Origin of the sequence: Daejeonella sp. (genome assembly GCF_036405355.1) — a bacterium.
Lineage (GTDB): Bacteria > Bacteroidota > Bacteroidia > Sphingobacteriales > Sphingobacteriaceae > Daejeonella.
The window spans coordinates 17130-39489 of the sequence record NZ_DASWXT010000106.1 but is presented as its reverse complement, the minus strand read 5'-3'; the positions used below and the strand labels follow the sequence as shown (position 1 = coordinate 39489).

Here is a 22360-nt window from a genome sequence, read left to right as displayed (position 1 = left end):
TCTTCCCATTCCGAACAGAGAAGTTAAGCCCGCCAGAGCCAATGGTACTGCCGTAACAGGTGGGAGAGTAGGTCGGTGCCCAATTTTAAACAAAGCCCCTTTCGTAAGATTGGGGCTTTTTTGTTATACTAAGTTTACATAACCTGATCCTTCCCCATAAGCTTTTCAAAATTCCCGGAAAATCAATTTGTGGAGTTCAAAAAGACGCAAAGACACAGAAAACTGAATAACATCCTGACGAATTCAGGAAACAATTTGTTAGGTTTGATAAATAAACTGAATCTTGCCAATTTCAATTAATTACAGTTCATGTTTCTATCCTATTTGTTTCATGGAATATCTAATATCCTTCATAGAAGAAGAACAAATAGAATCTACCTTTCATTTGGTGAAAACTGTTTAACCGATAATATTTTAAGCAGGTACGGTCTTAAGTCTTTCACAACACCATTTTCACATTGCAGATCTAATATTGAGTATATATTGGATTTGGAGAGAAACAACTATGAAAATTTTGTAAGCGGTGAATTTCTCAAATACGGTGATTTAAATGGAAAACCTGTCCCCCGACTTAAAACTGATTTAATCCTTCAAAATACTTATCATCATTTGCATGAAAATGGCATTGAATTTCCAAGTCAGGATGTTATTAAAAATCAGAAGTACTGGCAAAAGGTGGTTGAGCGGGCAATCAAATTGAAGGCATTTTTAGGTAAACGGAAGTACATCCTTCTGTATCACCATAGAGTTTGTGAAGGCAATAATCTTGAACTACTTCTAATGCATCTGTCTGAATTAAAAGGGTATTATTCAACTAAAGAATATGAATGTCAGGTTGTTTTATTCAAGCAAGTTATTATCCCTAAAGAGTCGAAGAAAAATATCATTTACCAAAATATTAAGGATATCCATATTTTTGATTTTCATAGTCATTATACCTGGACCGGGCGTGATCAAAGAAAATATTGGGCATTTATTGATGATTCCCTGATTAGTAAAATGCTGAAAACAGTAAAAATTATATGAATTAATTCGATTAATTGTCAATCCTGACGTACTCAGGCCCGGCTAGCAGGACTGATAGGACACGGAACCTGCTTTCCAAAATAAACAATTACTCCTTTAGTTTAATTTCATTTAATTCTCCGATGGATAGAGAATATCATGGTTTCGTATTAGAGAAATGAATTGATTCTTAAGCCTTTTTTCCTTTTATTTCTATCACTAAAACGTTAAAATTTCGTAATTAAATAGATAATCTTCCTAATACTTCTTTCCGAAAGGTTTTTTGTATTATTTTAGCTTGATTAGCCTTATCATAACATTAGGCACAATATTTCGTTATCTTGAACATAGAATTTAATTTATAGAGAAAAATGAATTCATTAAATAAAATATTATATACTCTTGCGATAATCGCATTACCTCTTGTATCATTTGCCCAAAGCGCTGAGGATGAATCTCCTGTCGCCAACTGGCAAAATCTCGACTTAAAATCTGACGGTGTTTTTGGGATCAGTACAGAGAAGGCTTATACGGAAATTCTGAAAGGTAAAAGATCATCTCCGATTATTGTGGCAGTTATTGATGGTGGTATTGATACTGAACATGAAGATCTCAAAAAGGTATTGTGGACTAACCAGAAAGAAATTCCTGGGAATGGTATCGACGATGATAAAAATGGATATATTGATGATATACACGGCTGGAATTTTATAGGTTCTCCTAAAGCCAATATCCATTATGATAACATGGAGGTTATCCGTCTTATCAATAAACTGCAGCCTAAATATGCCTCTGCCTTGAATACTACCCCTTTTACTGAAGAAGAAAGAAAGGAATTTCAGACCTATAAAAAATTGGTGACTGATTATATGGCAAAATTGCAATCTGCTCAAATCGGACTTCAGAATACGACGATGATCAAGAAATATCTGGATGAAATCCTGATCAAAATGGGTAAGGATAATCCTACAGCAGATGATTTTGGAGACTATAAGGCTGCAAATGATGTAGAATCACAAGTGGTTAAGTTCATTAAACCTGAATTGAAGAAAGGTGACTTCAAGAAATTCTATGATGAGCTTAAAGATGGTATAAAGTATTATGACACACAGGTTAAGTACCACCTTAATGTTGATTTTGATCCAAGAAAGGATTCAGTTGGCGATGATTATGCCAATAGCTATGAGCGTTATTATGGAAATAATAATGTTAAAGGACCGGATGCTGAACATGGTACTCATGTTGCCGGTATAGTTGGGGCAATTCGCAATAATGATTTGGGTATAAATGGAGTAGCTGATAATGTAAAAATTATGGCTATCCGTACGGTTCCTGATGGTGATGAGCGCGATAAAGATGTTGCTAATTCTATCCGCTATGCGGTAGACAATGGAGCTAAGATTCTCAATATGAGCTTCGGAAAGGCTTATGCCTGGGATAAGAAAGTAGTTGATGATGCTGTTAGGCATGCGATCTCTAAAGGCGTACTACTTGTACATGCAGCCGGTAATGATGGAAAGAATACTGAGAAGGAAGATAATTTTCCCAATCGTTTGTTCAGCGACAGTACCGGGGTTACAATGGGTACCGCTCAGGGCTGGATAGAGGTAGGGGCATCGGGATGGAAGAATGATGAAGAACTTGTGGCATCTTTTTCTAATTATGGTGGTAAAACAGTAGATGTATTTGCACCAGGTGTTAAGATCAATTCTACGATGCCAGGGTCAACTTATAAAGAGAATGATGGTACCAGTATGGCTGCACCAGTTGTTTCAGGCCTTGCTGCGATGATCTGGTCGCACTACCCACATTTTACAGCCGTCCAGATAAAGGATATCATAATGAACTCTGTTGTTAAAGTAGATCAGAAAGTTAAAATCAAGGAAGATGGTGACAACAAAAAAGTATTGCTGAGTGAGATTTCTGTTTCGGGTGGAATTGTAAACGCTTATAGTGCATTGCAACTGGCAGAGAAGACTAACTCTACTGCAAGGGTAAAGTCAAAATAGAATATATTATCGCCTTAATAAAAAATGCACCATTTTTATGGTGCATTTTTTATTAGACCTGACTTAATCAGTTTAGAATGACAGGCCGGTTTTAAGTGTAAGATAATGTCCTTCCTTTGAGAAGCCATATCCGCTTGACACCAAAATCTTGTTGTACAAGTTAAGCCAAACTCCCGGGCCGTATCCTTTGTGCCATGTACTGCCATCAGGAAGATCTGAATACACTCTGCCTGAGTCGAAAAACCCGAATAGTCCCATATCCCCTGTAAAAACATAGTTTCTAAAGTGGGTGACTTTAAACCGTACTTCGGTGTTCTGATAAAGATATGACCTGCCTGAAAAGCGATTATTTCGGAAGCCTCTTAAATTTGTATTGCTGCCTAAAGAATTTGCCTGGAAGAATTTATAATCACCGATATTTGCGGATGCCCCAATTCTTATTGCTGCAGTTACCGGAAAATTAAAATTAGGTGTAGCATAAAATGACAAATCGGTTTTTAATTGCATAAAGCGGTTCTTAGTGTTTCCAAGTTCATTGAAAAGATTGATTTCATTTTTCCAACGAACACCAGAGGTTGGGAACAATTTATCATTTACGAAATCAATGTTAGCAAAGCTGCGTATTGTTCCATACCTGGAAGGCCTTTCAATGTCTAACCTGTCTGGAAAAGAGAGGGTGCTGACAAACCGGTCGGCAGGCTTTTCAACCCTGAAGAATTCATACCCGGGACCAATTCCAACTTTGAATGCGTTTGTAAACCGGTATTGAAGAAATGCTGAAATGCTTAGATTTTTGGTTCGAATCCTGTAATAATCAATATTATCATCAATATTTACTGTAGAATTTCCCTCTCCATAATAATTGGAAGTATATTTTGGGGCATTTAAATGAGCCTTTAAAACCACATCCATGTCTCTCGCAAACAATGAATAAAAATTTGCATCATAACGCAGGGAATATGCTCTTGTCTTAGGTGCGTAATTTCCGGTCAGGCTCTGATCATAGCTATAGGGAAACTTTCTGAATCCATAGTGTTTCATTCCATATCCACCGCCAATGAAAAGTCCATCCTCAGCATTATAATCCAAAGAGGGCTTTATTCCGCTTTTATCATAGTAAAAGGTATTTTCTTTGTATTCATTTATATAAGTTTCATCAGACAGGCGTAGTGCGGTGTTTGGACCTGTTTTTATTGTGTTGTCTTCAGTCTTCAGATCATAGAAAAATGTTCTGCCACCACTTGAATTATCAATGAATGCATCATTTTTTTCTCCTCCAACAACACGTATCTTTATACCACCGCTTCCGGTAGAGCCAATTATCAGTATGCTGTCACGTCCATTTAAAGCAAACAGGTTAAGTTCACTGGTTTCAGAATTTTCGAACGTTCTGAAATATAAAGGACGGCTCACATGATCATTTGAATCGATCTTGTGAATAGTAAGTCTGGTTGTTGTTTCAAATCGTTCGATCCTAAAGAACTCTTTTTTATCTGAGCCGATCACAGTAACCTCCTTAGCCAATACTTTATAATATTCACTTGCCACTGAAAGCAATTGTCCGCGCCGGGATTTAAGTTTGGCTATAATTTCTGCACCTGCTTCTTTAAATACTTCTGCGGGCATTTTCTTTACCGCTGTTTCAATTATTTCATCGCTAAGATCTGCTTGTAGCTGAATAGTTATCCTTTTCCAGTCGTCGAGTGATAATTCATTGAGTAGATTTCGGTCGAGATTTCTGGAGGCAATGGAAAGCTCCGCAGGATCTCCTATTTTGCTCTCAAAGGATTGAATATCTGGTAATACCTTCGTTATCAGACTGGGAATCAGTCCGTCAAATTTGGTGAAGGCCTGATCGCGGTCTCTCGGGATTGGACGGTAAAGAACACCTTTTTCTTTTTCGAATTCACCCCATCTCCACTGATCTTCATGCCTGTCCCAATCACCGATCAGAATATCAAAAAGCCTGGATTTGAGGAACATGATCTGGTCAATCTCATTATCGTTGTCTTTTCTAAGTTTTTCGTACATTTTTGGAGTGCCCACTGCATTTTTTGCATTTCCGAACGAATTGAAATCAGAAAGGTCTTCATCAGGTCTTACTTCAATGATCCCCAGTTTGCCTCCAACCTGCTGTATATACGGACCAAGTAAAGTGGAGCAGGGCATGTAAACTAATTCCGGGTTAGTATGATATATTCCAATTGCTTTTGCCATATCGGGTATCATTAAAGCCCCATATGGATGAGCCGAAGAGATCTGATCCTGTATCAGATCCTCGGCAAATGTTTTTAGAAATCCTTCGGGCAATAATGCAGCTGGGTTTTTGGCTACAGTACGAAACTGATACACATTTTTGTCTGCACCCTGTAACTGAAGACTAGTGGTTTGCTTGCCACCCCCAAGTTTAATAGGAGTTAAACCGCCACCGAATGTCTTCAGATCAAGATATTTCACATTAATTGGGATTGCCCAGGTATCCCTGTAATGTTCTCCAAAGAGATATCTCTTAAACTTCCCTGCCTTAAAGGCATCGCCAGCTATAATTGTTTTGCTGCTGTCGGCATAACTGATTATTTTTTCTTCCGCACTTTTTTCTTCTGCTTTTGCCGGTATGGCATAGAGTGGCGTCCTGTAAACTATTTTACCTGTTGATCCATCCCCAACAGGTTCCCAGAATTCGAGCCATGCCTGACCATTATTGTAATAATTTAACCTGGCAAAACCTTTCATTCCTCCTCCGCCGTATGAAAATAATGCATTATTCCCTTTTGTCATTGACGATGATTTTGCCCCTGCACCGCTTATAATATGATTTATATCCTTGTACTTGTTAAACTGTAAGGCATGTTCATGTCCGCTGGCAATTACTATGTTTTGCTCTTCTTCCAAAATGGATAAAAGTCCCCTTTTGAGTTGCTGGTAATCTTTATTTGACAGATCTTGCCTTGATACACCATATTGTCGCATGAGCGGATAGATAGCACCAATTACAGGCAATGGAATGTAATAGTTATCTCTTACCAGAGTAAGGGGGAACAGATAGTCTTTAAGCGTATAGTATCCCCCATGCCTGCCATTACTGAACAGGGGATGATGCTGTGCCAGAATAATATTCTTTCCTTTATTACGCAAAATTATATCCTGAATCTGCTGTATTACTTCCAACCTGCTTGAGGTAGTGCAGCCATTGTCGGGTGCAAGTGATTTGTCATGCTTTGTGAGCCACCATTCAGAGTCGATCGCAATCACAACCAGGTCATTATTTAACTGGATTTCAACCGGACCACCGCAGCCATTGCTGGGCATCAATACATCACCAGAATTAAGATATTGTTCAATATATTCCTCCTGCCGGTTTATTGCCGCCAGGCCACCGATACGGCTTTCGTTCCAGTCGTGGTTCCCTGGTACAAATATTTTGCGTCCCCTGAAATCTTTTACTACGTTCATCTGCTCTTTAATCCTGCGCTCTTTTTCCTCACGATCAGGGGCATCGGTTTCAGGCAATCCGGTCTCATAAATATTATCACCAAGAAAGATGACTACATCTTCGGGATGAGAATTATTTACTATTCCTGTGTCAGAAACATAATGGATCCTTGTAGTATCTTTATGAAAGATCTGGGTTTGTAAAAGCTTTAACACCGGTTCCTGTCTGTCCTTTTCGGGAACACCACCATCCCCGATAAGGAAAACAGAATATTTTAGCTTTAAAGTATCGGGGCTGTTTGCAGTTTCCCAACCCCGCTGGGTTTTATCATAATAGGGCTTTAAGCTTGTGCAGGAATTCAGCAGTATTGTGTTAACCAGAAAAAGAATTGCAATTAAATACTTAGTTCTCATGTTGAAGCTCGATGATATTTCCTATTCCTGATTTACCCCCTTCATTGGAAATGTAAAGCTTACCCATAGGTGAAAAAGCAATCCCTTCAGGTTGCTTATACTCAGGGCCGGAAAGTTGAATAAGCTTTTTAAGGACACCTTCAGGAGTTAAAACAAGTATAAGTCCGTTAATTGCCGAAAGAATATATGTTTCTCCTGTTTTTTCATTGATTGTTAAGGCAGATGAACGAAAAACCTTGCTCATATTTTGATTACCCAGAGCTTTTAGGAATTTCTTTGAGCTTTCCTCCAGGGCATCTCCCTTAAACTGTGCTTCTATTTCAGCCAGATGAATGGTATACACGGGAGCCGACTGCAGAGTCATTGTTTTGAGGTCAAAAGCGTAGATCTCCTTGGTTGTTTTGTCCTTATCCAGTCCGGCTTCCTTTGGCGCAATAAGCAAACGATGTTTTTTAGCATCATATGCTAGTCCTTCAATATCATTTTTTGAGGAAAATGGCGTCTTAAATGATTTAATAACCGGTTTTTCTGATTCGAAATCTTTGATCTGATGAATAAGTCCTTTGCTGGTAATAGTATAGATATCGTTACCTGCTATTACCAGGTCTTCATAATCATCATTATCTGCAAAGGTTTGTTTTTTTATGATTTTGTTCTGGTTTATATTATAATAGAAAAGTATTCCTTCTTCATCCTGTATCGCTAACAATACAGAATCGTTCAGAAATGTAATGCCCGAAATTTCATTCAGATCTTTAGGCAAATCATGAACTGTACTTTCTTCCGGACTTATAACTTTTTCATTAGATTTTTCTCCATCCGTTATTTTGTCCTTAATGGGGTTATTGCATGAGGTAAGTGCTAATGCTAGTAGGAAAGTAAGAGGTTTGATCATTTTTAAGAAGTTTAGTATTGATTATTTGCTATAATCATACCAAACTGAGCAGAAAAAAATATTATTAACACATGATGGCATAGTTTTTTCTTATTAGATAATTATTTATCTGATTTATTTAGAACCTGCATGAACTTAGTACAATACAAAATATCAGTATAAGCCCGTGCAGGATTTATTATGAAAAAAAATAAACTACAACATATGAAGAACAATACAGTTGTTAAAGACGCTGAGGAGTATGTTTTCAACCTGTTCAGGGATAAACTTCCGGGTGATTATGTTTATCATAATTTTAATCATACAATTATGACCGTAAAGGCATGTAAAAAGCTTTCAAAGTCATACAATATGACAAGTCGTGATTATGAGGTACTCCTGCTGGCGGCCTGGTTTCATGATACCGGATACATAAACGCCTACCTGGGACACGAAGAAGAAAGTGTGAAATTAATGAAGGCTTATCTGAGTGGAAACTATCCGGATGATAGTATAAAAGAGATAGAGACATTGATTTTATCTACTAAATTTCAGACTGTTCCTGACGGCTCCATGCAGGAAATTCTTCATGATGCTGATTATATTAGTTTAGGCAGCAAGGATTTTAACCTTCGTGCCGAACTGTTGCAGATAGAGTGGGAGCGTATTCTCGATAAGACCTATACAGAAGATGAATGGGCGCAGATTCAGCTCAAATTTCTTATTGATACTAATTTTAAAACGGAGGAGGCTGTATTAAAATATAATGAGCAGAGATTAGAGAATATCATTGAGCAGCGAAGGAAAATAGAAGAGAAACAATCCAGATTGCTTAAAGAGGCAGAAAAGACTCAGTCAAAGCCGGTAAAAGAAGGAAGAGGTATTGAAACCCTTTACCGTTCTGTTTATGATTACCATATTAATCTGACATCAATAGCTGATAATAAGGCGAATATGATGATCAGTATTAATACGATCATTATGTCAATTGTAATCACACTCTTTGGTACAGGATTTACTTTTTCAACACAGAGTGAGTTCAATAGTGTAAGATTTGTTTTCCCAATGGCATTCCTGCTCTTAACCAGTTTACTTACGGTGGTTTTTGCCATTTTATCGGCCAGGCCAAATGTTACCAATAAAGAAAAGTACGAACTAAGCAAAAAAGATAGCAGTATCTTATTCTTTGGAAATTTTGCTCAGCTACAGTTGAAGGAATTCGTTGACCGTATAGAAGAGCTCAAGAAAGAGAAGAACGAATTATATAACAGCATGTCTGTAGATATATACTATCTGGGTAGTGTGCTGGTGAAGAAGTACAGATACTTAAGCTGGTCTTATAACATTTTTATGTTTGGGATGGTGTTATGCGCCGTAGGATTTGTCGTTATTATGTTGTTTTCTTATTAGATCTTAATGCTGGAGAAAGTTTGACATCAAGCATAAAGGTTATTTCATCGAGAGTGATATAGCGATATCCTACTTCGCCCATAAATTCATAAACCTCCATACCGGTGCGAAGTTTCTCCCAATCGAACCATTGTTCAAGATTTTGCCTGTCCTTTATTTTGGACAGGTATTTGTCTGTTAAAAGAATATAGTTGTAGTCTGCGATGGCATTCTTAAGAAGTTTGTGGGCAATAATTACATCTGTTCCAAGCAATTTAATACGACCTTTAATATTGGCAGTACTGATATTGCCATGATGGATTATTATTTTAAGTCCCAGCTGGCTATCTGCGAGGTATAAATTATAATTATCAGGATCCGATTGTTCTACTGAACTTATAAAATCAGAAAATGTCTGATAAATAATCTTGCATTGTTCTGCAACTTTGCCTACAGAAGGCAATCTGCCCTTTTTATAGAAAAATATAGCATCACCTTCTATTTCTCCAATCTTCATTTTCAGAATATTTGCATCTATGAGTTTGCGGAGAAGTGCCGGGATGATGTTTTTAGTAAAGTTTATATCGGCAGTAGCGATGAATTTTGTAAAACCTGTAATATCCGGCACACAAAAGAATGCTGGTTCAAGTTCGTTTTTGTCTTCCATATCGGGTTTTTCTCGAAATGGTAGTGCAATTTATATACCAACATAAAACGATTCATTAGCCAAATATTGAAAGAGCCTTCCATTATGCTGAATACCTTGATAGTACATAAATAACTTCGTTCTTAATTTGATTCCAAGTTATAAATGGATTGAGTTTTTGTATTTGATTTAAACCCTTTACTATATTGATTCCATAATATTTTATCACCCTCTTAAATAATTAAGGCAGGGTAAAGGGGGCCATTTGCATGGCACCCCTTTGGCGAAAATTAAACAACACTTAACCAACGGTCTTCTTTTATGAGAGGTTCCTCATTCTCGATTGAGAGTTTATTTTCAATTTCATAAATGGCCTGAACAGTTTTGAAAAAGGAATCAGGTGTAACCGATATTGTGTCAATTCCTTCTTCAACCAGGAATTTCGCAAAATCCGGAAAGTCAGAAGGCCCTTGTCCACAGATACCAACTTTGACACCCATTCTTTTGGCTGTCCGTATCACTGAACTGATCATAGATTTTACTGCTTCATTCCGTTCATCATATAAATGGGCAACCAGTGAAGAATCCCTGTCGAGTCCGAGTACCAGTTGTGTAAGATCGTTCGAGCCGATAGAAAATCCATCGATATGGGCTGCAAATTGTTCTGCAAGAATAATGTTTGAAGGAAGTTCTGCCATAAGGTAGACTTCAAGGCCATTTTCTCCCCTTTTCAATCCGTATTCTTCCATCACTTCGTACACCCTTTGTAATTCTTTTGGTGTTCTGCAGAAGGGGATCATTACAATGATATTATCGAGACCCATTTCTTCCCGTACCTTTTTAATTGCCTTGCATTCAAGTCCGAAAGCCTCTTTATATTCTGCCGAATAATACCTGGATGCACCCCGCCATCCGATCATCGGATTCTCTTCCGTAGGTTCAAAATACTTGCCTCCCAGGAGGTTCATGTATTCATTGCTTTTGAAATCTGAGAACCGCACGATTACTTTGTTTGGATAAAATGCTGCACCGATACGGGCAATGCCATAAGAGAGTTTGTCGATAAAGAAGGCTTCCTCATTCTTAAATCCTCTGATCAGCGAATTGATTTTGTTACTCAGTTCAGGATCATTCAATTGCCGGTGCCTCAATAATGCCATTGGATGCACATTGATATAATTATTGATAATGAACTCTTCACGTGCAAGTCCAACTCCTTTGTTCGGGAAATGGGAGTAATGAAATGCGGTATCAGGTGAGGCAACATTGAGCATAAGTGGCGTCATCGTTTCGGGTAACTCCGATAAATCAAATTCTTGTTTCTCAAAGGGTATCAATCCCTCGTAAACTATACCGGCATCTCCTTCGGCACAGGATGCCGTAATCAGCTGCCCGTTCTGAAGAATAGCAGTTGCATTGCCGCAACCTACTATTGCTGGTACGCCCATCTCGCGGGCTACTATAGCTGCATGGCATGTCCTGCCTCCTTTATTCGTAATAATTGCTGCAGAATGTTTCATAATCGGCTCCCAATCGGGATCGGTCATGTCGGTAACCAGGATATCTCCTTTACGGAAATCAGCCAGGTGAATTTCTCCAGCCTTCAGATCTTTAAGAATATGAACTTTTCCTCCTGCAATTTTATCACCAACAGCTATTCCTTTAAGAATTACCTTTTCTTCGCGGCACTTGTCTGAAATGCTGTATTCAGTAATCATTCCTGTTTTCTTACGGGAGTGTACAGTTTCGGGTCTTGCCTGAACGATAAATAACTCTCCGCTGATACCATCAACAGCCCATTCTATATCCATAGGGCACCATGCTCCTTTTTTTGCTGAGTAATGATCTTCAATTAAAAGAATCCATTTCGAGAGTTGCAGAGCCATCTCGTCGCTTATGCAGAAGATTTCCTGTGCCGCCGGTTCTACTGTAATGGTTTTAACACGCTCCTCTTTGGTCTTGCCATAAACCATTTTTCTGTTTTTATTGCCCAGTTTTTTTTCAATCAGGGCATGGAATCCTTTTTTCAGAGCAGGCTTAAATACGATGAACTCATCAGGAGATACTGCTCCCTGTACAATTAATTCCCCCAGTCCGTAGGATGCATTGATAATAATAGCCTCCCTGAAGCCACTTTCGGTATCAAGAGAAAATGCGACACCTGAAGCCGCCAGATCGGAGCGTACCATTTTCTGGATACAAACAGACAGGCCAATCTGAAAATGATCAAAGTTCAGGTTTTCGCGGTAGCTCAAAGCCCTGTCGGTGAACAGGGAAGCAAAGCAATTACGAATTGCAACAAGTAATGCCGCCTCACCACAAATATTGAGATAGGTTTCCTGCTGGCCGGCGAATGAAGCATCAGGCAGGTCTTCTGCTGTGGCAGAAGAACGTACAGCAACGTCGACATTAAATTGACCGTGATGATCGGAAAGTGCCTGATAAGCATGAGCAATCTGTTGAGATAATTCAACAGGGAAAGAACCATTCTCAATCAGAGTTCTGATTTTCTTTCCTGTCAGTCCGAGTGATTCTATGTCATCCTCTTTCATTTCTGCAATAAGCTCCGGGATTATCTGATCGAGTTTATTATAACTGATAAAATCCCTGTAAGCTTTAACAGTAATAATAAAGCCCCCGGGTATTGCTATACCCAGTTTTGAAAGGTTTTGGATCATTTCACCCAGAGAGGCGTTTTTGCCGCCAACAATTTCAAGATCCTGCATTCCTACCTCGTTTAAATTGAGGATCAGACTAGTTGATTTCATGTGATTATTGAATTATGTCAGCAAATCTATACTGAATCTTCTAGGATACTTAGCTTATAATTAGCAATTTTTGATACTATCTTAACCAAAATTTACTATTTTTGATATTTAATATGCTACTTTAGTATTAATGGATCCGCACCTACTTGCAATACCACTCAGCAGCCAGGAATCTTTCAGCGTTAAACTTGAGATTGGATGGAATTTCTATAAGCAATGGCATTATCATAGGGAAATTGAAATTATTTATATAATTAAGGGCTCTGGTACACGATTTATAGGTGATAGGATCGATAATTTCAAAGAAGACGAATTAATGCTAATTGGTTCAAATTTGCCCCATATGTTTCGGACACAGGGTGACCTGAGTATAGAAAATCCGGATACAGAGGCTATTGTTGTTCATTTTTTGCCTGATATTCTAAGTTCTTTTCTGAATCTGCCTGAAAATGCAGCAATTGCTGATTTATTGAGGAAGGCAGGACATGGCTTAGAAATCACAGGAGACACTCTGCAATCAGCGAAGCGCATTCTGCATTCCATAAGGTATGCGCGGAATACCGAGAAGGTAATTCTATTAATTCAGCTATTGCATCTGATAGCTTCTTCAAGAGAGAAGGAAGCCTTATCTCAGTTCATGTTTAAAAATGCTTTCAACAAATCGGACGATGAGCGCTTGAACAGGATCTATAATTATACTATGAATAATTTTCTGAGGCAAATCACATTACAGGAAATTGCTGATGTCGTTCACATGAGTCCGAATTCTTTCTGCCGCTATTTCAAGTCAAGAACAAAGAAGCGTTACTCTTCTTTTCTGCTTGAAATCCGGGTTAGCCATGCCTGTAAATTGCTTTCTGAGTCTACTTATAGTATGGCGGTTATTGCTTATGAAAGTGGTTTTATGAATGTGTCTAATTTTAACAGACATTTTAAGCTGATTACTGATAAAACACCTTTTCAATACAGGGCACAAGTTCGGGCAATGAAAATGTCGCATAGGTAGAATCTTTAATCCCTGAGTTTTTCAGAATATTAGCAGCTATTCCTGAAAATTAATAAAAACAGCAAAATTCAATTTGGTATTAAAATTAAAGATCAAACTAGTAAATTCATTTCCACATTACGTGCTGAACTGGATTATAGAAATCACATGCCTGCCGGATGAAAAACAAAAAATAAACAAATGAACAACAAGCGAAGAGATTTTCTAAAGTTGGCGGGGATAGCCGGAATTGGTTTAACAGGGGTGGGTAATTTGCCTGCTATTGCCGCAGATGCTCAATCTTTAGGCGAAACAGCACAGGCGGCTGAACTGCAGACATATAATCGCTTCCCGCGGATGATGCAGGATTATTTTTTAGATCGGGTTGGCGAATCTCTTGCCAAATCCCGCAAACGCCGCGCGTCACTGAAAACTAAACAGGATGCAGAAGCTTATGTGAAGGATGTGCGTGCTAAGATTGCCCAATGTTTTGGTCCATGGCCGGAGAAGACTCCTTTAAATTCACGTATAACAGGAACAATTGAACGCGATACTTATAAAATTGAGAAAGTAATTTTCGACAGCCGCCCCGGCTTTCCGGTTACGGCCAATCTATATCTTCCAAAAGGGAAGAATCGCCCCTTACCTGCTGTGATCGGTACCTGCGGACATGGTGATCCGGCGAAAGCCACCCCCATCTATCAGTCATTTGCACAGGGTCTAGCCCGGCAGGGCTATGTGGTATTGATCTTCGATCCAATTGGACAAGGGGAACGTGTGCAAATGTTGAGTAAAGACTTAAAACCACTCCATGGAATTGGAGTGCCTGAACATAATTATACCGGAAAGCAAATGTTGCTGAATGGGGAGCATTTAAGTTCATGGTTTACATGGGATTGTATCCGCTGTGTGGATTATTTGCTAAGCAGACCTGAAGTAGATCCTAAACATATTGGGGTGACCGGCAATTCGGGTGGGGGTACCCAGGCTACCTGGTTTTGCGGGGTGGAATCCCGTCTGACTATGGCAGCTCCAAGTTGTTTTGTGGTTGGATTTGAAACCAATCTGAAGAATGAGCTTCCTGCCGACATAGAGCAATGTCCTCCTGGCGCAATAAGCCTCGGACTCGACCACCTCGATTTTATCGCTGCAATGGCTCCCAAGCCCGTTATTTTATTGGGGCAGGAAAAGGATTTTTTTGATGTCCGGGGAACCGATCATGCGGTTAAAGAACTTAAAAAGATCTATAAATTGCTTGGTGCTGAGCAAAATATTCAGTTTTTTGCCGGACCAGAATACCACGGTTTTTCGAAACATAACCGTGAGGCAATGTATTCCTGGTTCAATAAAGTGACTAAGGTTTCAGATGCCAAATCAGAACCTGCGCTAAGCCTTGAAGAAATTGAATTGTTATCCTGTACGCCAAATGGACAGGTTGGAGAAAGTAATCCACGCAACCTGACAGCTTATGCCCGGGAGTATTCTCGAAACTTTAAGTCCCAAAGAGGATTACCTTCTGGCGAAGAGCTGAAAAAGAAAATCAGAAGCGTTCTTAAACTGCCAGAAGTTTCCGGAATTCCTGAGTACCGTATTTTAAGACCTTTACCGGGAAGGCAGTTTCCTAAAAAATTCTCGGCATGTTATGCTGTTGAAACAGAAGCAGGAATCACAATTCCAGTTTATCGCTTGTCGGATACTGAATTATTGTCCCGTCCGCCGGCAGGGGTGAAGCGGGCAATATTGTATGTATCCCATCTTTCAGCAGATGAGGAATTGAGGAAAGAAGTATTAATCAAAGATCTGATTATTACTGAACCAGAATCTGCAGTATATGCATGTGATGTTAGAGGGGTAGGTGAATCTAAGCCCAATACCTGTGCAGATGATTTCTTCGGCGCATACGGAAATGATTATTTCTATTCGGCACATAGTATCATGCTGAACTCTACCTATAGCGGACAAAAAACATACGATCTGTTGCGAATTATTGACTTGCTGAGATCATGCGGGCATGAAGAGATTCATTTAGTTGCAAAAGGCTGGGGAACTATTCCGGCAACATTTGCTGCAGTGCTTTCAGATAAGGTTACACAAGTGACGCTTAAGCAGGCATTGACAAGCTATACAGATATTGCTGAAAATGCTGAATTCAACTGGCCTTTATCAACTTTGGTACCTGGAATATTAAAGCATTTTGATCTTCCGGATTGTTACAGGGAGCTTGGATCCAAAAAGTTGCTGCAGATTGAATCCAAAGGAGCAGAAGGAGTGTCTTAATCGTTTCGCTGTTTCCCTGAAAACAGGTTTAAAGCACTTCCTGTCAGGTTATAAGCTAAGATCAAATTTAGATCATTCTTTGGATATTATGATTTTTTAAAGCTTTTAATTCCCTGGAATTTAATTTCTATTAAGTATATTAAATAAAACATTTGCTAATTTTAACAATACCATGTTTCTTTAGAAATTAAATATTTGCTAAATTATAGAATTTATGAAACAGCTATACCTAATTCTTCTATTGCTTTTTTTTACCGGTCAAGTCCGGGCTGATAAAAGTCTCACAATCATTTGCAGCCCTAGTGAGGCAACTATTTATAAAGTAGGTCCTGATAAAAAAGAAATAAATATAGGAACAGGAAGTGCGATGATTAAGATTGATAAAGACGAACCTATTACAATTGTGGTTCGTTTGGATGGATATAAACCCTTTTCAAAGACTTATGTAAACTCTAAAAGTGTTGCTCTGCCGAAGGAAGATCGCATTGTGCTGGATACCAGGCTCGTGCGGGTTAATGCGCAGCCTTATGATGCTAAGATATATATCGAGGGGGCTGTTCAATCGGCCAGTACAGCCTGGGTTGAGGTTAGAAAAGATGCTACCATAACTGTAGAAGTGAAAAAACCCGGTTTTTTCACCAAACATAAGACATATCATAACAGACAGGGTATGGATGTGCCACCGATAGATGAAGTAATTGCACTTACAGACAGGTCTATGTTTGTCAAAACTGTTCCTTCTGATGTTAAGGTAATCGTGAATGGCAAGGCAATTGGGGAAGGTAATGCTGAAGTTGTTATTCCAGTACAAACCTGCATAACTGTGCAATATGTAAAGGAAGGGTTCATCACTATTGAGAAGCAATATTGTGCCAAGGATGGACAGCCTTTACCACCATTAACTGAGAATATAATCCTTAAAGAACGCCTTGTTGCTGTTAGAACAACACCTGAGGATGCTACTGTAAAAATAGATGGTCGTGTGATGGGTACCGGAGAATATAAAGTTAGGATACCTTTCGGTCAGTGTGTTGAGGTAATTGTTGAAAAAGCGGGATTTGTTCCATCAAAAAAGAACTACTGTAATGAGGATGGAGTTCAGCCTCCACCTGTTTCAGAACATTTGATTCTAGCTGTTGATGAGGCATTTACCAGCTCAGTCCAGAGCGACCAGGCCAATGTTAACTTTACAATTGAAACCGGCAGACCGGAAGAAGAAGCCTGGAAGATCCTAAGCCAGATTACCATGAACTATTTTGACAATATTGAACTGGCGGACAGAGAGACAGGTTATGTTCGCACCAGTTGGAATGTGAAGAATTTCCAGAACAATACAATCAGAACCAGAATAATAGTTAAGCAGGCTGATATATTACCATTAAAATACACGATTAAGTTAGTTAGTGAATACAGTGGGGAAGCAAAAACAAGCGTGAAACAAGATGAATCTTTTGTGCCATGGGACAGAATCCTGAATACATATAAAGATGTGATTTCTGAATATCAGTCGAGACTAAAGTAATTGAATTTATCTATTGCAAAATGAAATTATTTTGATGGCACGGGCAGCAAACTCGTGCCATTATTGCGTTATCTGTATTGTAGAAAATGTAGGGTTTTTGACTTCATTAGTTAGAGTCCCCGAAATAATTCTCATTGAATAATGACTAGCAGGTTAAAAACTAAGAGAAGGGGACTGTATATAAAATATTTTAATCTTACCGTATGATGGCTTACTAAAAACTGCATCAGATTGCAGCTGTAGACGCAGAAGGATTGTGAGGGTGGGATCTTATATGTTTTTTTTTAAATCTTATAAAACTTAATTGCAATTTCTAAAACAATTAATAACCCATTTAATCTATGTAATATGCAAAGGTGTAATATTCAGAAGAAGGGCTTAAGAAAAGTAGACCAGCTTCCGGGAAGTGTATTCCAAATCCTGATTGGAAGTTTTTTTATCCTGTTTTTTCTTCTCCCAAATCTTTCAAAAGCTCAGAACAGGGTTACGGTTGGAAAATTTATTATTGAACCACCCACACTTGAAAACCTGGGATTCGAATGGTATATAGAAGGTGATGTAAACCGTAATGCCACAGTAAAGGTCGAGTATCGAATCGCAGCATCGGCTAAGGAATGGAAGAAGGGAATGCCTCTTCTTAGAATTGGGGGCGAACATATTACAAGAGCAGGAATCGATTACACAACTCCCCATATGTTTGCCGGAAGTATTCTGGATCTTAATTCCAATACCAGTTATGAGGCCCGATTTACATTAGAAGACCCTGACGGGGTTGAAGGTGAATCTGTTAAGGTAGTTAAGGTTTCTACTCGTGCTGAGCCTAAGGCTGCGAGCGGAGGAAGAGTAAGGCATGTATATTCCCAATATTATACCGGTGAGAAATTAGAGCCGAATTACCCGGGTTTAGTATCGGCCTATAACGGTTCAAAAGACACAAAGGGTGATTGGTATGTTGTAAGTGAAGATAAAGTTCAACCAGGAGATATTATTAAAATACATGGCGGACTTTATCAGGGAGTTCTTCTTAATTATCCTGACTGGAATAATATTCCATTCGATGGGACTTATTTTTTCACCGCAAAAGGGACTGCTGAGCGCCCAATTGTAATAGAGGCAGCGGGGGATGGTGAGGTTATCTTTGATGGAGCGGGGGCCGCCAATCTGTTTAATGTAATGGCAACCGAACATCATATTTTTCAGGGGCTCACTTTTAGGAATGTGGGCAGAGTTTTTGACGCTGGTCGTAAACATTTGGCTGGCGCCAGCAACCTGACCATACGGAATTGTCGTTTCGAGGATGTTGGTGAAGGCATTCGGACAGAATATGCCGGTTCAAAGAACTTTCTTATTCAGGATAATGTCATGATTGGTCGCGATGACCGTTATAGGATGTACGGTTGGGCCGCTCACCGTGAAGGCCTGATTCCTTACGGAACGCATCTTATGGATTCTTACTATGGGATCATTATATATGGCCCCGGGCATGTAATTGCCAACAACTCCATTGCCTTCTTCCACGATGCAATTGGTGTATCGACTTATGGTACCCCAGAGAAAGAGCAGGACTTAAAAGCAGTTTCGATCGATATTTATAACAATGATCTACACCTGATGGTCGATGACTTTATTGAAGCGGATGGTGGTGTGCACAATATTCGTGTCATGAGGAATCGGGGAATAAATGCTGCAGAGAGTGGAATCAGTGCACAGCCTGTATTTGGAGGCCCTGCCTATTACATCAGAAATGTAATGTATAATATTGGGCAGGGAGGTGCGCTTAAAATTCACGGTGGGGTACCGGGTCTTATCGCTTATCATAATACCTTCATTGCAGAGAACAATGCCGGAGGCGGACATCCAAATTCGAACTACCGGAATAATTTGTTTCTTGGCTCAGATGGGCCAACAATTGTTGCTGCTTTTCCTTATACAACTCCTTATTCGATAGCGGATTATAATGGCTACCGGCCAAATCGTGGTGCTGAAAGTCCTGAAAATCAATATGTATGGTTATCTCCCAAAGGAGAGCGGGAAGGATTTAAGACTTTAAATAGCCTTAGCCAGGCAAGTGGTCTTGAAGCTCATGGTATAACCATTGATTATGATGTTTTTGAGAACCTTCAGAAACCGGTTCAGGCAGCTAAATCAGATAAGCCTAGCCCTGTTTATTTCGGAGTAGATCTTAATTTTAAACTTAATCCTAATGGGAAGGCAGTAGATGCCGGTGTTATTATTCCAAACATAAACGATAATTTCAGCCGAAAAGCGCCGGATTTGGGGGCACTGGAAGTCGGAAGTCCTGCGGTGATTTATGGAGTGCGTGGCCTAAAACAGGATCAGGAGTTCTGGCGATGATAAGGGAGTTTTTAATGGAATCTTTTGGTAGCTTATTCTTTAGAATTTGCTGCTGAGCATTGCTGATCTCAGAAGTGAATGCTACATAAGCAAATAGCATGATGATTTTTTTCATAATTTTTAGTTGTGGATATATCAAAATAATGAAAATTCGGTATTCATTGATGAATGGATGTTTCCCGGGAGGCTCTATGAATTTAGATAACAGGCATTAATTTTGAGGCCGGGATCCACCCAACACATCATCATTATTAATACCTCTCTTGTTTTTAGCGATCTGGCCTTTTAATTTTCCAAATTTGTAATTAAAGCTGTAAGAGAATGATCTGAAATATCCCCGGCCAACATTTTCGATCTCATAATTTAGCCCTCTAATGTAATTGGGAAAATGCATGTATTTTGTAAAGGGATTATTCACTGATGCAGAAAGTGATAGTTTTTCTTTAAGAATATCTTTGTTTACACTTAATCCAAAAGAGAATATAGAAATTCCGCTCCCCTGAAGCAATATTTCGGGATATAGCATATAGTTCATATTCGAATTAATCCGCCAGCCATTTTCAAAACGATAACCAGTAGATGCAGAGAAATTTCCTTTCATACCATCATTCTCTGTAAAAGCACCATCTATGTACCCCTTTACAAATACATAATTCAGGTTGGTAGTGAAGTTAAAATTCCACCTGGGAGTGATTGGATGGCCAATGTTCATATTCATTCCTGTTGAGTTATTACTTCCTGTATTACTCATGGTGAGCTTATTGATGTTGGTCGCTTGATCCAGCAACACTATATATTGTATTGCATTGTTTGAAAAATTTTGACTTAAACCTATACTGAATGATGTCTTTTTTGATCTGTTAAAATTAACCTGGAAGTTGTTTGAAACAACCGGTCGGAGATTTGGATTTCCTGTGCGTTCAAGATTGGGATTGGAACGGTCTACATAAGGATTGAGATCCCAGATTCCCGGTCGCTGAATACGTTGTGAAAAGCCGAAGCTCAGACTGCTTTTATCCTTTAATGTGCGGCTTACTGATAGGGATGGTAGCAAATTGAGATAATCCTGATCTATCCGGCTGGCAGAAGAAATAAAGTCAGCTTGGATTACCGTCTGTTCAAGACGTATCCCGGCTTTTAGTCCCCAGCTTTTTACATTCAGTTGCCATGAATTATAAAAGCTGAATACATTCTGTAGATTATTGTACTGGTTACTCAACTGGGGATTTAGAATGTACTGTCCAGAGAGATCTTTAGAACTGTACCTAAAATCACTATTGTTATTGCGAAAAATTCCTTTTACTCCACTTTCTATTGTTATTTTTTTGACAGGTTGAACGTAGTCGACCTGGAAGGTCTGTTCCCTTGACCCTCCTCCATTAAACTGTAAATAATCAGGAAGTGAGTAATTGAATTGTTCGCTTAATCCAACCATCATATCCCGCTCATCAAAATATTTCAGATACCGGTATGAAAGTGTCACGAGGCTTATTTTGCTGCGCTTAAAACCCAGCTGATAATTCAGGGAAACATCCGTTCCATTCCGGTTTCCCTTATTGTCATTCGCAACACGGTAAGCTTCAAGGAGACCTGATAGATTATTGAATTTTGAAATTAGATGACCAGTTAGGTCAAAAGCCCCCAGGTTATATGCAAACTGTCCGCTAATAAGGTTCAGGCTGTCGATTTCGTAGCTAATCTGAGTGCTGGAATATGCGTTCCTTGAATTAAATGTTCTGGCGCCATTCTGACGAAGTTCAGAAGGTTCAGGTCCTGTTATTCGTCTTATGTTAGAGTTTATACTCAGGGGATCACGAAAAAAACTACCCCCAAGATTTGCCGAGATGCCCCATTTGCCCTGTTTTAAATTAAAGGAACTTCCTAAACCCGGGCCTCCGGCAGGAAAACGCTGATTAATGTTTATGCTTCCGCTATAGCCATTGTCAATTTTCTTTACGGTGACGATATTAATGATTCCACTTAGGCCCTCTCCGTCATATTTAGCCGGTGGATTGGTAATAACCTCGATACTTTGTATTGTAGATGCCGGCATACTCCTTAAAATATCTTTGGGGTTTTTTTCAAGCATAGCTGATGGCCTTCCGTTAATTAATATTCTGTAATTCCCACTTCCTTTTAACTGAATATTGTCTTCATAATCCAGGGAAAGCAGCGGAACCCTGCGCATCATTTCAAGTACGCTGTTTACCTTACTTTCTGGATCCGACTGGAGGTCATAGCTGATCTTGTCTATATCCATTTTTACAAGAGGTCTGTCAGCAGTAACTATAACGGCATTGAGGCTGGTTGACTGCTGACTTAAGTAAACAGTTCCGATGTCCTTGTTTTCAATCAATTCTATACTGATGCTCCTGGGTTTATACCCCATTGCAATTATCGATAAGCTGTATTTCCCCTGTGCAATATCGCTGAATGAAAAAGATCCGTCTGCTTTTGTTAGCCCGGTTTTCAGCAATTCACTCTTATCGTTCTTCAAACCAAGGGTAATATAGTCAAGGCTTTTTTGAGATGCTGAATCAGCAACCATGCCTTTGATTCCGTAGGTAGATTGCGCAGTTAAGGACAGTCTTACCACCATTAACAATAAACAGATTACGAGTTTTTTCATAATTAATTTTAGGCAAAGGATTAGCAATAAGGCTGAAAATCAGCCTTTCAATTTG

General features: G+C 39.1%; 12 protein-coding genes and 1 rRNA gene. 8 read left to right on the top strand and 5 right to left on the bottom strand.

All coding sequences use genetic code 11. The features are described from left to right. The 3 genes from rrf to VGE44_RS13000 all read left to right on the top strand — a co-directional run. Positions 1–84 (top strand): 5S ribosomal RNA (gene rrf / locus VGE44_RS13010); the annotation flags it as partial. A 225-nt stretch (positions 85–309) separates the two neighbouring features. Continuing rightward, positions 310–1026, top strand: a complete 717-nt coding sequence (locus VGE44_RS13005; protein WP_331079747.1) for a DUF1796 family putative cysteine peptidase — start codon at positions 310–312, stop codon at positions 1024–1026. Between the two features lie 350 nt (positions 1027–1376). After that, the gene (locus VGE44_RS13000) at positions 1377–3014 is read left to right on the top strand and encodes a S8 family peptidase (protein WP_331079745.1); all 1638 of its coding nucleotides are present in this window, start codon (positions 1377–1379) and stop codon (positions 3012–3014) included. A 72-nt stretch (positions 3015–3086) separates the two neighbouring features. Here VGE44_RS13000 and VGE44_RS12995 read toward each other — a convergent pair whose 3' ends face one another. Together VGE44_RS12995 and VGE44_RS12990 are read right to left on the bottom strand one after the other, a co-directional pair. Beyond that, a complete protein-coding gene (locus tag VGE44_RS12995; RefSeq protein ID WP_331079743.1) occupies positions 3087–6860 on the bottom strand; it encodes a BamA/TamA family outer membrane protein in 3774 nt (1257 codons plus the stop codon). Then, positions 6850–7755: an SdiA-regulated domain-containing protein gene (locus VGE44_RS12990; RefSeq protein WP_331079741.1), complete on the bottom strand. Its 906-nt coding sequence runs from the start codon at positions 7753–7755 to the stop codon at positions 6850–6852. The genes VGE44_RS12995 and VGE44_RS12990 overlap by 11 nt, the downstream gene beginning before the upstream one ends. Before the next feature lie 204 nt (positions 7756–7959). Here VGE44_RS12990 and VGE44_RS12985 point away from each other — a divergent pair, with 204 nt between their 5' ends. Continuing rightward, the gene (locus VGE44_RS12985; protein ID WP_331079739.1) at positions 7960–9144 is read left to right on the top strand and encodes a Pycsar system effector family protein; all 1185 of its coding nucleotides are present in this window, start codon (positions 7960–7962) and stop codon (positions 9142–9144) included. Here VGE44_RS12985 and VGE44_RS12980 read toward each other — a convergent pair. Beyond that, entirely contained in the window at positions 9125–9790 is a 666-nt protein-coding gene (locus tag VGE44_RS12980) for a DUF2652 domain-containing protein (protein ID WP_331079737.1), read from the bottom strand. The two genes, VGE44_RS12985 and VGE44_RS12980, sit on opposite strands and share 20 nt — an antisense overlap. A gap of 269 nt (positions 9791–10059) precedes the next feature. Next, positions 10060–12537 (bottom strand): phosphoenolpyruvate synthase, encoded by a 2478-nt coding sequence (gene ppsA, locus VGE44_RS12975; protein ID WP_331079735.1) that lies wholly within the window; start codon positions 12535–12537, stop codon positions 10060–10062. Between the two features lie 130 nt (positions 12538–12667). On the opposite strand from ppsA, the gene VGE44_RS12970 reads away from it, so the two are divergent. The 4 genes from VGE44_RS12970 to VGE44_RS12955 all read left to right on the top strand — a co-directional run bounded on the left by VGE44_RS12970 (position 12668) and on the right by VGE44_RS12955 (position 19676). Continuing rightward, positions 12668–13543, top strand: coding sequence for an AraC family transcriptional regulator (locus tag VGE44_RS12970; RefSeq protein WP_331079733.1), 876 nt, complete (start codon positions 12668–12670; stop codon positions 13541–13543). Positions 13544–13723: 180 nt separating this feature from the next. Then, positions 13724–15799, top strand: a complete 2076-nt coding sequence (locus tag VGE44_RS12965) for an alpha/beta hydrolase family protein (RefSeq protein ID WP_331079730.1) — start codon at positions 13724–13726, stop codon at positions 15797–15799. 214 nt (positions 15800–16013) lie between these two features. Beyond that, positions 16014–17321, top strand: a complete 1308-nt coding sequence (locus VGE44_RS12960; protein ID WP_331079728.1) for a hypothetical protein — start codon at positions 16014–16016, stop codon at positions 17319–17321. A gap of 348 nt (positions 17322–17669) precedes the next feature. Then, on the top strand, positions 17670–19676 hold the full coding sequence (locus VGE44_RS12955) for a hypothetical protein (protein ID WP_331079726.1): 2007 nt from the start codon (positions 17670–17672) through the stop codon (positions 19674–19676). 211 nt (positions 19677–19887) lie between these two features. Here VGE44_RS12955 and VGE44_RS12950 read toward each other — a convergent pair whose 3' ends face one another. Further along, complete coding sequence (locus tag VGE44_RS12950) at positions 19888–22305, bottom strand: outer membrane beta-barrel protein (protein ID WP_331079724.1); 2418 nt, start codon at positions 22303–22305, stop codon at positions 19888–19890. Between the last annotated feature and the right edge of the window lie 55 nt (positions 22306–22360).